The sequence below is a fragment of the Pedobacter nototheniae genome (assembly GCF_032678625.1).
Classification (GTDB): domain Bacteria; phylum Bacteroidota; class Bacteroidia; order Sphingobacteriales; family Sphingobacteriaceae; genus Pedobacter; species Pedobacter nototheniae_A.
The window spans coordinates 42,561-55,024 of the sequence record NZ_JAVTSO010000010.1 but is presented as its reverse complement, the minus strand read 5'-3'; the positions used below and the strand labels follow the sequence as shown (position 1 = coordinate 55,024).

Here is a 12,464-nt window from a genome sequence, read left to right as displayed (position 1 = left end):
AAATCCTTAAATGGCTTTAAGCGCCCAGGTTTCTCTTATTTTTCCAATGGTACCAGCCTGTTTAATTAAGCTGTTCATTAATTCTGTATTTACATATTTTACAGACGACAACTGGTGCCAAACTGAGGTTGCTTTGGTGATTAACTTAAAACCCTGATTTTTAAAAAAAGCTTCAGCTTGCTCAAAACTGTCAAATTTGTTGTCTTCAACATGGTGTGCATCTAAAAACTGGTTAAAAGCGTCGCGTTTAAGGCTTTGGCCTAAATCCTTTTTAATATAAATATCTGCAGTTATCCAGTAACCGCCTCTTAATTTTAGTGCTTTATGTATAATCTGGGAAAGTTTAGCTTTTTCTTCCATATTTAAATACATCAGCAAGCCTTCATTTATAATGCTCAGTTTACCTGCAGGCATTTGATTAACCGCTCCATAAAAAGCAGTTTCATCTAAGGCATTCAATACTTTGGTTTGCAATTTTCCTTTTAGGTGAAGCTGTTCCTGCCGGATAAGTAAATCCGTTAATTCCTGCTTAATTTCTATTACCGGTGCTAAATCGGTATCGAGGTAAAAAACATTAGGATGATTTAAAGCCATGCTCAGGCCCCTGAAAGAAAAGCCCGAAGATATTTCGAGTACATTTAAACTGCCTGAAGCAAAAAGTAAACTATCTAAAGATAAGTAACGGCTTTCGAAATGTAATAACCGCTTTAAAAAAGTTTCATCATGTGTTTCGGCTGCTAACTCATTAACCACCTCATTGCCCAAAATTAATCTTGCCGCATCCGAAATAAATGGAATTGTGGTTAAGCTTTTGGTCAGCAGCAGGGCTTTGGCTGATGGGCTAATGGAACTGTAATCGCGATGCATTGTTGGTCGAAAAGGTAAATCAAAAATAGTATAAAATTATAATTATATCCTGAAATCATAATTTGATTAAGTTTTGCTCATTACAGCAATCATTTTGCTAAATGCATTTAATAAGTAGTCTGTTTTTAATGCTAATATTAATAAATACTTATAAATAACAACACTATATCTTACCGTATAGAAAAATAGTAATACACTAATTCTTATTTGGGAGGATTAGATGGCAAGATTGGCTTATGGCAACCCGTTTTTAAAACAGGATATGTACCTTTTAAGCTACTTATTCTGTGATATTCTCTATTCAGACTTGTATCTATTGAATATTTTTCTATCCTTTGTTATTAGAAAACAGTTGATGTTTTATGTCATTATTGAATTTTTTTATCAAAAATCAAAGGGCTTAATTTTATCAAAATTTTCTGCCAATTTATTACCATCCCATTTTAAACAATTTTTAGATTTTCATTAACTAATAAAAAATGTGATGCGTAGTCAAACATTATCTTCATTAACTGATAACGATCTTGTTCTGTTATTACAGGAATCGAATCATACGGCATTTGAAGAATTGTATAACCGCTATTGGAAAAAAACGCTTAGCCTCGCTATACATAAATCAGGCGATTTAAATGAAGCGGAGAATATGGTTCAGGATATTTTCGTTTCGTTATGGAACAGGAGGGAAATTCTTGTTATAAACACTTCTTTTAATAACTATCTTTTTGTTTCTGTTAAATACCGGGTTCTTAAATATTTAGATAAACAAAGATCCATACGTTTGTACCAGGAAAACACAGCCTTTTCTGCTGATATTTTAGACGATTCAACGCAGCAATACCTGGATTTTGAAGAACTGAAAAATAAATTAGAAAAACTAATTTGTGCCCTACCCGAAAAAACATCTTTGATTTACAGGATGAATAAAGATGAAGGAATGAGCCATCGCGAAATTGCTCAATCTTTAAACATGACAGAAAAAGCAGTAAACTCTCAACTGGTTAGAACAAAAAAGATTCTGAGAAATGGTTTAGATACTTTTCTGTGCAATTTTCTGCTTTAATTTTTTTTAAAATAAAATGAGTCATTTATATACTTAAGGGTACTTGTATATATAAGCCAAATATAAATGACTAAGCTTGATCAAATTCGACTACAAGAATTAGCGAATAAATACCTCAGGGGAACTCTGAATGCTGCAGAAGAATTAGAATTTGATCAATGGTTTAATTCCATCCATGAAAAATCGGATTTAGGTCAGGTTCGGTTAAATTATACTGAGGATGAACATCGTGTAGCAATTTTTAAGGAAATCGAAGACCAAATTTTTTCCAATCATAAAAAGTCTTTAAGCTTATGGAAGCTATTAAGCATTGCCGCATCATTTATTTTATGTTTTGGGTTAGCAGCTTACTTTTTAATTACTGCATATAAAAAACCACAACAAAATATTCCTCAAAACTTGACCAATGATGCAAGGCCCGGAACCAATAAAGCTTATTTAACCCTATCTAACGGAAAGCGCATTCTACTCGGCGATTCACTCATTGGTACACTGGCCAATCAGGCTGGAGTGGAGATCACTAAAACAGCCGGTCATCAGTTGATCTACAAAATTATTGATCAACCAAAAAATCAGGCTGCATCAACCTATAATACCATCGAAACACCAAGAGGTGGGCAGTATCAGGTACTTTTGCCTGATGGCACACATGTTTGGCTAAATTCTTCCTCTTCGCTGAAATACCCTACTTCATTTGCCTCAATGAAAACCCGTAAAGTTGAATTAAGTGGGGAAGCCTATTTCGAAGTAACAAAAAATAAAAAAATACCTTTTTTGGTTAAGGTGAGAGATAAGGCAGAAATACTTGTTTTAGGTACTCATTTTAACATTATGGCATTTGATGATGAACCCGTTATTAAAACAACTTTGCTGGAAGGGTCAGTAAAAATTGCAAATAAGAGTTTTAATAATTTGTTAAAACCGGGAGAGCAGGCTCAACTTACTGCTGCAAGTAAAATAGACATTAACGAGGTGGATGTAAATGAAGCCATAGCCTGGAAGAATGGCATGTTCAAGTTTAAAAAAACTAAGCTTGATGAGGTAATGCGACAACTCGCTCGTTGGTATGATGTTGATGTTTTGTATCCTAATGGTATCCCTAATACTGTATTTACTGGTGAAATGACGAAGGATGTGAATGCATCTCAGGTATTGGATATGCTGGCCTATTTTAAAATTAATTATCAAATTATACAACAATCCAACGGAAAGAAAATTATTATAAAACCATAGCAAAAAAATTACTAACCAAATATTAACTACTAAACTAAAAAAGAATGGAAAATTATTTACACCGAAGAAACTAATTTTTAGCAAGGGTTCTTTTAAAACCGCAGAAGTGGTTCCACGCACTTCTACGGTTACGTCTGAGTAAACCCTTCCGATTTAAATCGGTAAAACAATAGGACTATTATCTTAAAGCATTCACCCAAAACCTAACAAATGTAATGATTTTTACAGATCCAGATTCATTGCGATGCCCCAAAAAAGGCATGCAACACCATAAACTTACCATAGTTATGAAACTAACAGCTATCTTTTTAACCATCTTTTTCTTACAGGCAAGTGCCAGCGGCTATGGTCAGAAGATTAACTTAAATGGAAAAAACACTGACTTAGAAAAAGTATTATTGCAAATAAAAAAACAATCAGGCTATGTTTTTTTGTACACAGATCAGGAACTTGCGAACACCCTCGTTACCGTTAAAGTTAAAGATGCTTCTATAGAAGAAGCGTTAAACGCCAGTTTCAAAAATACAAGGATCAGTTATAAAATTGAAGGCAAAAACATTTTACTAAAAATTACTACTTCGCCAATTGAAGCAGGATTAATAAATGTTATTAAACCGCCTGTAAATATCAAAGGCAGAGTTGCAGATGAAAAGAACAACCCGCTACCAGGCGTTAATGTTAAAATAAAAGGTACAAATACAGGTACTGTTACAGATGCACAGGGAAAATACCAGCTAACGGTACCTGATGGTAACAGGATATTGGTATTTAGTCTCATTGGGTACCAAACACGAGAGTTGCCTGTTAATGGTTCAAACACTGTCGATGTTGTTTTAAAAGAACAATCTTCAGCACTTGGTGAAGTAGTGGTTACCGCCCTTGGTCTTGAAAAATCTTCAAAATCTATTACTTATGATGTACAGAAGCTGGATGCAAGTGATATAAATACCCAAAAAGACGGGAATTTTATGGCCGATCTTTCTGGTAAAGTAGCGGGTGCAACCATAAATGCCAGTGCTTCTGGTCAAGGTGGGGCGGTAAGGGTAGTACTAAGAGGTACAAGGTCACTTACTGGAAACAACAATGCACTATATGTGGTTGACGGTATACCTTTACAGGATTTAAGGTCTTCACAGCCCTCAAGCACCTTTGGTGGAACAGATAATGGCGAAGGAATTAGCAGTCTTAATCCTGATGATATTGCAAGCGTTTCGGTCCTTTCGGGGCCTTCTGCTGCAGCCCTTTACGGTTTCCGCGGAGCCAATGGTGTTATCCTGATTACGACAAAAAAAGGTAGATCTGGCAAAACATCTGTTAATTATTCATCAAATGTATCTTTTAGCAGTCCTTTTGTTTTACCAGAATTTCAAAATACCTATGGTTCAGTGGCTCCTCTTCCTGGTGCAGGCCCAACTTTTAGCAGTTATGGAGACAAATTAAGTACGCCATCTTCTTATAAACCATCCGATTTTTTTAAAACTGGAACAAGTTATACCAATTCAGTAAATGTAACATCGGGTTCTGATAAAACACAGAATTATTTTTCTGTAAGTTCTGCAAATTCAGGCGGTATAATCACCAACAACAAATACAATCGTTATAATTTTACCGATCGCGTTACTGCGGTGCTGATACCCAACAAACTTACGCTTGATGTAAGTGCGATGTATGTTATAGAAGAAAGGCAAAATCCAATCGGTCAGGGGCAATACAACAATCCCTTAGTTGGTGTTTATCTTTTTCCGCCAGGGGATGTTAATTCCGTTAATTTGAAAGATTACGCCCGTTTTAATGCCACCCGTAATTTTGATACGCAATACTGGCCCTATGGCGATTTGGGTTTAGTGGCACAAAACCCTTACTGGATTGTAAATAAAGAGTTTACTAACATTCAAAAAAACAGATTTTTGGGCACTGTATCTCTAAAATATAATGTAACGCCTGATTTGGATCTGATTGGTCGCGTAAAATACGATTATAACAACGATCAAAATATACAGAAGAAATATGCTTCTACAAATGAATTTCTTACAGGTGGTGCTAACGGAAGTTTTGGGGTAAGTAACTCGACAACAAAAACTGCATATGCCGACCTACTCGTAAACTATACTAAAAAACTTAATCAGTTTTCACTAAATGCAACTTTAGGTGGCAGTTTTGAAGATAACAGAAGTAATGGTGTATCGGCTGGAGGTGCATTATCCGTTATTCCTGATTTTTTTTCGTTATCTAATGTTGATCAGCAACACCTTGGTGCAGGTTACTCGCCTTTAGCGGTACAACAAAACCAGGCCGTATTTGCGAGCGCTCAGTTAGGCTATAAAAACCTTTTATTTTTAGAAACTACAGCAAGAAATGACTGGAATTCAGCACTTGCCTATTCAAGCAAAAAATCTATATTTTATCCTTCTGTTGGGTTGTCAGGAATCGTTAGCGACATGGTTAAGTTACCTGATTTTATCAGTTACGCAAAACTAAGGGTATCGTATGCAGAAGTAGGTAACGCTCCAGCTTCTTATTTAACCAACCCGCTGCCAAGCATCAGTAACGGTACAATTAATACAGTTGGCGCAGCTCCATTTACAATACTCAAACCCGAAAGAACAAAATCTATAGAGGGCGGTGCCGACCTGCGGTTCTTTAAAGACGCGGTTAATTTGTCTGTAACTTATTATAATTCAAGAACAATTAATCAAATATTTAGTGTTTCCGTTCCGCCTGCTGTTGGTTTTAGCAGTTATTACATTAATGCCGGCCAGGTAAATAACCAAGGTATACAAGCAACGCTGGGTTACACGGTTAAAGGCGATAAATTTAGCTGGAATCCTAATCTTGTTTTTTCGCTTAACCGCAATAAGATTGCAAAATTGTTAAGCGGTTTCCAGGATCCTTATACCGGAAAAATAATTGACCAGGATACATTAGACGTTGCCGGTGGAAGTGGCTACTTGCAAAGGGTGGTAAGAGGACAATCTGCAAATGACATTTATGCCCTTGATCTGGTAAAAGATGCAAACGGTAACCTGGTTACTGTTCCAAGTACCGGTTTACCGTCTATATCTAAGTACAATACAAAAGTAGGTTCAGCAGCTCCAAATTATACTTTGGGTTTCAATAACAGGTTTACTTATGCAAATTTTAACCTTGGCTTTTTAGTTAGTGCAAGAGTTGGAGGTCAGGTAGTTTCTGCCACGCAGGCCTTAATGGACCAGTATGGAGTTTCGCAAGCAAGTGCCGATGCCAGAAACAATGGAGGAGTAGAAGTTAACGGCAAAAAGGTTGATGCCCAAAGTTATTATAAAGCAGTTGCAGGTACAAGTGGTGGCAGCGGGGCTGCTTTAGCCTTGTACACCTTTAGTGCTACCAATGTACGCTTAGGCGAGGTTACTTTTGGTTATACTATACCTGGAACAGTATTTAACAATAAAATACAGAGCATTAGTATTAGTCTTGTTGGCCGTAACCTGTGGATGATTTATAATAAAGCGCCATTTGACCCTGAATCTACGGCTTCTACAGGTACTTTTTACCAAGGGTTCGATTATCTTAATCAGCCCAGTTTAAGAAGCTTAGGTTTCCGTATAAATGTGTCTTTATAATTAAAAAAATCGAAAAACATCATGAACGTTTATAAATATCAGAACAAAAAAAACTGGAAGCTTATCCAGCTTATTGCAGTTGTTGTGTTGCTGCAAACTGCATGCACCAAAAATTTTGATGAATACAACACCAATCCCGATGGGATTACGCGCGATTTACTCAATAAAGACAATGTGGGCATAGGTGCTTTTTTTCCACAAATGGAAGAAAACGTAATTATTGCTGCAGCAGGTACCGGAGATGCGTCTGTATATCAGGTTGCGGAGAATCTAAATGCCGATTTGTTTTCGGGATATATGGCTACCTCAACCCCATTTGGCGGAGGGCAAAATAATTCTCAATATAAAATTAACGATGGCTGGAGTGGCGCTGCCTTTAATAATCCTTATAACAAAATCATGTCGGCATGGCTTCAAATCCAAAAAAGTGCGGAGACGACAAAACCAGATCTTTATGCCCTGGCCAATATAATTAAGATAGCGGGCATGCACCGGGTTACCGATATTTTTGGCCCTATTCCGTACAGTAAATACGGGTCAGGAGGTTTCGCTGTAGATTATGATGCACAAGAGGCTATTTACAACTCTTTTTTCAGTCAATTAGATGCGTCCATTGCAATACTTACCGATTATGTAAAACAAAATCCCGGGGCTACACCAGCAATTAAATTCGATCTTGTTTACAAGGGCAATTATATGCAATGGATAAAGTTTGCAAATGCTTTAAAACTAAGATTGGCCATGCGCATAGTTTACGCAAATCCATCGTTGGCACAGAAAAAAGCAGAAGAAGCTGTAAACAATAGTTATGGAGTTTTAACCACTAATGGAGATAATGCTTTTCTAAGTTCAGGAAATGGTTTTACCCTGGTTAACCCGCTATGGGTTATCAATGCACCTGGTTATGCAGATATTAGGGCTGGAGCTGTATTGCAATCTCTTTTAAGTGGCTATAATGATCCTCGTCTGGCTGTATACTTCCAGCCATCAACATCATTTCCTGGCCAGTATTTGGGGATCAGGAACGGTATTGCAATCGCAAATAAAGATGATCGCATTGGTTTTTCACAGTTAAATGTTGGGCAAAATCAGCCCCTGCAATGGATGACGGCTGCTGAAGTTTACTTTTTACGTGCCGAGGGTGCCATAAGGGGTTGGAATATGGGCGGAGCAGCTCAGTCATTATACGAAACAGGTATCCAAACTTCGTTTAGCCAGTTAGGGGTTGTGGGCTATGCCTCTTATATTGCGGACGCTACAAGTACCGCGGCTCCCTACACCGATCCGGTTAATAGCGCAAATAATGTACAAAAGGGCGATCCTATATTAAGTACTGTTACTATTAAATGGAATCAGGCTGATAATTTTGAGAAGATGCTGGAACGTATAATTACCCAAAAATACTTGGCCATGTACCCAAATGCTCAGGAAGCCTGGACGGAGTTTAGGCGTACCGGCTATCCTAAAGTGTGGCCGGTGGTGGTTAATTATAGTGGCGGAAGTATCGATACAAAAGCACAGATCAGACGCCTGCCTTATATTCAAAGCGAATATTCCAATAATGCAACAGCTATACAAAAAGCAGTAAGCCTGCTTTCAAATGAAGCATATGGATCATCGAAAGCAGATAATGGGGGTACAAGGCTATGGTGGGATAAAAACCCATTGCACTAATGAAATATTAGATTTTTTTGGAGACCATTTTCAAACAATTTAATGGAAACTGCAAAAATTAAAAAGAATCTTTCTTCGGAAAGGTTCTTTTTAATATATCCCTGAAAACTAATTATTAAACCTATGAAGAATAAAAATTAACATCTGCTAAAGTTACTCTGCCATGAAAAAGCTTTGATAACAGGAAAATTTAAGCTTAGTAAAGTAACCACCTTTTCGAAGGCGAACCTCAATCCTAATTAATTAATCTACTAACCATTATCACCTAATAATGAAAAACACTAAATTTTTGATGCTATTGATAACCATGGTTACTTATAGCATGTTTCAACTATCATGTAAAAAGGCAGAAACACTTCAAAGTGAATCACCGGGCTCATCCTTAAAAAAAATAGATTTAGCCAATGCAAATTCTTTAACCAGCAATGCAGATTTAATTGCTTACAAAAATACTGTTCATGAAATTACGATGGGGTATTACAGAACATGGCGTGACAGAACCGTTTCGGGAAATGCCAATGATCCTATTATGACCGATTTGCCAGACAGTCTGGATATGGTGAGTGTTTTTACCAATTTTACGCCTGATACCAGCCCGTACTGGACCGCGCTTAAAGATACCTATGTGCCCTATTTGCACTCAAAGGGAACTAAGGTTATTGTTACGGGTGGTTATTTCACGGGTGCCTCTACCAATGCTGCCGGTTTGGCTACATGGGTACAGGGCGTTAGAGATAACATTGCAAAGTATAATTATGATGGTTACGATATCGATATAGAATCTACAGACAGTGGTGTTAAACTTCAAGATCAGATTGCAACTTTTCAAGCTTTGTCTCAATATCTGGGGCCGTTATCAGGCACAGGTAAGTTACTGATTTATGACACCAATCAAAATGGCAATGCATTAATGAACGGCATTAAAAATATGGTGAGCTACGTTTTTTTGCAGGCCTATGGTAGGGGAGCAAGTACCCTTCAAAATACCTGGAATACTTTTTCGCCATATATCAGTTCAACTAAGTTTGTTGTTGGCTTTTCGTTTTACGAAGAAAATGGCGCTCCAAGTAATGTATGGTACGATGTTACTTACCCGCAAAACGGTACTGGCCGTGCTTACGATTACGCCAGGTGGGAACCTTCTTCTGGTAAAAAAGGCGGTGTACTTAGTTATGCTATTGACCGTGATGCGCCCCTTACTTCAGCAACTGATAATACAATAAGAACTGCAAATTTTAGAGTAACCAACGATATAATAAAGCTCATGAATCCTGGCGGTCCTGTTGCCCCTTCTACAGACGGAGTAACATTTTATGCCGATGCAAGTTATGCCGGTACAGCCAGCCAAAAACTGACTAAAGGCACTTATACATTAGCTCAGTTAGCCGCAAAAGGCGTAGTGAACGACTGGGCCTCTTCTGTGCAAATTCCTGCGGGATGGAAAGTAATTATGTATGCGGATAATAATTTTACCGGTACCTCCTGGACACTTACTTCAAGTAATAGTTGGTTTGGTGCCTTATCTCCAAGTGCCAATGATAAAATGTCGTCCGTAAAAATTCAATAAAAAACTTAAGCCAGGTTACTTTGCTACGAAAAAGTTTTAATAACAGGAACATTAAGGCTCAGTAAAGTAACCTCCTTTAAGAAGGAGAACTTCAATTCTAATAATTAATCTACTAACCTTTATCACCTAAAAATGAAAAACACTAAATTTTTAATGCTATTGATAACTATGGTTACTTATAGCATGCTGCAGCTATCATGTAAAAAAGGAGAAACACTTCAAAGTGATCCATCTGATTTATCATTTAAAAAAATGAGTGCAGCCAACACCAACGGGCTAACCAGTAATGCCGACCTGATTGCCTATAAAAACAGCCCTCACCAATTAATGATGGGCTATTATAGAACCTGGGGTGATTTTGCTACAGATCCCGCTAATTATAAAACTAAAATGACTGATTTGCCGGATAGCCTGGATATAGTAAGTATTTTTACCGATTATACACCTGATACCAGTCCCTTCTGGACAACATTAAAAGATACCTACGTACCTTATCTGCACTCAAAAGGAACTAAGGTTATTGTTACAGGTGGTTATTTCATAGGCGCTTCTACCAACCCCAGCGGCCTGGCTACCTGGGTACAGGGCGTTAGGGATAATATTGCAAAGTATAATTATGATGGTTATGATATCGATATTGAATCTACAGACAGTGGCGTCAAACTTCAGGATCAGATCGCAACTTACCAGGCTTTATCGCAATACCTGGGGCCAAAATCAGGCACGGGTAAACTGCTCATTTATGATACCAACCAAAATGGTAATGCTTTAATGACTGCGATTAAAGATCAGGTTAATTATGTGTTTTTACAGGCCTACTGGAGAAATGTTAACAGTTTACAAGGAACATTTAATACTTACAGTTCTATGATTAGTCCTAATAAGTTTTTGGTAGGTGTAAGTTTCGAAGATGGTACAGGATACAATGCTGACCAGATGCCTGCCTACGCTGCATGGCAGCCAACACAAGGTACAAAGGGCGGTGTTTTTTCTTACGGCATTGATATGGAAGGGCCTAATTCTGGCCGTCATTATGTTACCACCAATGCGGCCATCAAAACCATGAATCCTGGGGGTACAACAAATCCTTCTGCAGACGGAGTAACATTTTATGCCGATGCAAGCTATGCAGGTGCAGCAAGCCAAAAACTGGCTAAAGGCACTTATACATTAGCTCAATTAGCAGCAAAAGGCGTAGTGAACGATTGGGCTTCTTCTGTAAAAATCCCTGCCGGATGGAAAGTGATTATGTATTCGGATAATAATTTTACCGGTACCTCCTGGACGCTTACTTCAAGCAACAGCTGGTTTGGTGCATTATCTCCAAATGCCAACGATAAAATGTCGTCAGTAAAAATTCAATAAAATATTTTTTCAAAAGCTGGACTGGATAGGTCGTTCAGCTTTTGAAATTTAATTTAAGCCATACTACCCAACCCGTGATGCTGAATTTATTTCAGTATCTTTTCCCATAATTGCGTTAAGCAAATTTTTCTTTCATGCCTAAAATTCCCAGCAAGCCACCAGTGTGTACGGCTAATATTTTAGCATCTGCATCGATTACATTTTTCTGTTGCAAATCAATAATAGAAAAGAACATTTTTGCGGTATAAACCGGGTCGATTAACAAGCCGGTATGTGCTGTAAAAACTTTAATAAACTCAATCAGCTCGGGTGTAGTTTTGGCGTAGCCACCAAAATGATAATCGGCGTGTAAAACCAGGTTTTCGGAAATGGATACATATTTTTCAATTTCGTCCTTAATAAAATCTCCACCTTTTAAAACGGGTATAATGTGCAGTTTAGTTTTTAAATTATTTTGCTGTATACCTTTTAATAACCCTGCCGCAGTAGTCCCTGTACCTGCAGCACAAAAAATATGATCATAGGCAACAGGCAGTTCTTCAATAATTTCTGCACAACCCTGAATAGCTTCAGCAGCGGCACCTCCTTCGTTGATGAAGTAGGCGGTTTCATCATTTCCAAAATGGGTATTGAATAATCCGGTTTTGTTTTTATAGCTTTCGCGATCGGTAAAAATAAGTTTCATTCCAAACAACTTGCATAACATCAACATTTCATTGTTTACGGTTTCGCCGCGAACAAAAGCTGTAGATTTCAGATTAAGTTTTGACGCTGCAGCTGCGGTGGCCAGCAAATGATTGGAATAGGCACCACCGAAAGTTACAATATGCGATTTTTGTTCAGACAGCAGTTTGTGGATGATGTACTTTAATTTTCGCCACTTATTGCCCGAGATGTAAGGGTCTATTAAATCATCTCTTTTAACAAACAGATTGCTTAAAGAAGCAAATTCTATTTTATGTACAGGGCTATATATTTTTTCAAACACGTGTAAAAATAAAAAACACCTGCAATTTGCAAGTGTTTTCATAAATTTTAAAGAATTTATTTACTTAAAATAGATCTTTCTTACCAGGTAAGGAAAGAAATTAAGTACGAT

8 protein-coding genes are annotated in these 12,464 nt (G+C 37.5%); 6 read left to right on the top strand and 2 right to left on the bottom strand.

Features of this window, described 5'->3' with window-relative positions:
- Positions 1-6 precede the first annotated feature (6 nt).
- Positions 7-867 carry a hypothetical protein gene (locus R2Q77_RS20245; RefSeq protein ID WP_316805526.1) on the bottom strand — a complete coding sequence of 287 codons (861 nt, stop codon included), beginning with the start codon at positions 865-867 and terminating at the stop codon, positions 7-9.
- Between the two features lie 484 nt (positions 868-1,351).
- On the opposite strand from R2Q77_RS20245, the gene R2Q77_RS20240 reads away from it, so the two are divergent.
- From R2Q77_RS20240 to R2Q77_RS20215, 6 genes are all read left to right on the top strand, one after another.
- Positions 1,352-1,927 carry an RNA polymerase sigma-70 factor gene (locus R2Q77_RS20240; protein WP_316805525.1) on the top strand — a complete coding sequence of 192 codons (576 nt, stop codon included), beginning with the start codon at positions 1,352-1,354 and terminating at the stop codon, positions 1,925-1,927.
- 66 nt (positions 1,928-1,993) lie between these two features.
- Complete coding sequence (locus R2Q77_RS20235; protein WP_316805524.1) at positions 1,994-3,160, top strand: FecR family protein; 1,167 nt, start codon at positions 1,994-1,996, stop codon at positions 3,158-3,160.
- A gap of 287 nt (positions 3,161-3,447) precedes the next feature.
- Positions 3,448-6,759: a SusC/RagA family TonB-linked outer membrane protein gene (locus R2Q77_RS20230; RefSeq protein WP_316805523.1), complete on the top strand. Its 3,312-nt coding sequence runs from the start codon at positions 3,448-3,450 to the stop codon at positions 6,757-6,759.
- Between the two features lie 21 nt (positions 6,760-6,780).
- Positions 6,781-8,433, top strand: a complete 1,653-nt coding sequence (locus R2Q77_RS20225; protein WP_316805522.1) for a RagB/SusD family nutrient uptake outer membrane protein — start codon at positions 6,781-6,783, stop codon at positions 8,431-8,433.
- A gap of 271 nt (positions 8,434-8,704) precedes the next feature.
- A complete protein-coding gene (locus R2Q77_RS20220) occupies positions 8,705-10,000 on the top strand; it encodes a glycosyl hydrolase family 18 protein (RefSeq protein ID WP_316805521.1) in 1,296 nt (431 codons plus the stop codon).
- 132 nt (positions 10,001-10,132) lie between these two features.
- Positions 10,133-11,365: a hypothetical protein gene (locus R2Q77_RS20215; RefSeq protein WP_316805520.1), complete on the top strand. Its 1,233-nt coding sequence runs from the start codon at positions 10,133-10,135 to the stop codon at positions 11,363-11,365.
- A gap of 115 nt (positions 11,366-11,480) precedes the next feature.
- On the opposite strand, the gene R2Q77_RS20210 is transcribed toward R2Q77_RS20215, so the two are convergent.
- Positions 11,481-12,395 (bottom strand): 1-aminocyclopropane-1-carboxylate deaminase/D-cysteine desulfhydrase, encoded by a 915-nt coding sequence (locus R2Q77_RS20210; RefSeq protein ID WP_316805519.1) that lies wholly within the window; start codon positions 12,393-12,395, stop codon positions 11,481-11,483.
- Positions 12,396-12,464 lie beyond the last annotated feature (69 nt).